The sequence below is a fragment of the Streptomyces flavofungini genome (genome assembly GCF_041028215.1).
GTDB lineage: Bacteria > Actinomycetota > Actinomycetes > Streptomycetales > Streptomycetaceae > Streptomyces > Streptomyces flavofungini_B.
In genome coordinates, this window is record NZ_JASKYR010001464.1 from 1 (window position 1) to 653 (window position 653).

At 76.3% G+C, this 653-nt stretch carries 1 protein-coding gene; it reads right to left on the reverse strand.

Annotated features, from left to right (window positions below):
- Window positions 1–653 (reverse strand): serine/threonine-protein kinase (locus AB8Z36_RS41660; protein ID WP_369218516.1); only part of this gene is annotated, 653 nt, incomplete at both ends.

The window sequence follows — 653 nt, forward strand, 5'->3', positions numbered from 1 at the left end:
GTGCAAGCCGCGTCGGCGTGGGCGGGTTTTCGGCCGCCCCCGCCCGCCCCCGCACCAGCGTCGTGATGTCGGCCGGGAGCCAGGCTGCCGCGCGCCCCTCGGGCAGGGTCGCCGGGACCGAGAACTCCGCCAGGAGGGAGGCCACCGACGGGCGTTCGCCCGGGTCCTTGGCCAGGCAGCGCGCCGCCGTCGCGCGCAGCGGTCCGGGAACCCCGTCCAGATCCGGCTCCTGCTCCATCGTGCGGTAGATCATCGCGAAGACGTCCCCGTGCCCGAAGGGCCCCTCCCCGGTGGCCGCGAAGACGAGCGTGGCGCCGAGCGCGTACACGTCCGTGTGGGGGCCGATGTCCGAGCCGCGGAGCTGCTCGGGGGCCATGTAGCCGGGCGTGCCGGGCACCTGGCCCGTCCGGGTGATCTGGGAGTGGACGACCGAGCGCGCGATGCCGAAGTCGATGACGCGCGGCCCGTCCTCGGCGAGGAGGATGTTCGACGGCTTCAGGTCGCGGTGGGTGAGACCCGCCGCGTGGATCGCCGCGAGGGCCGCCGCCGTCCCCGCCATCAGCGCCCGCAGCGAGGCCTCCGGCAGCGGCCCGCCCGCGGCGACGGCCTCGGTGACCGAGACGCCGGGTACGTACGCCGTGGCGAGCCAGGGG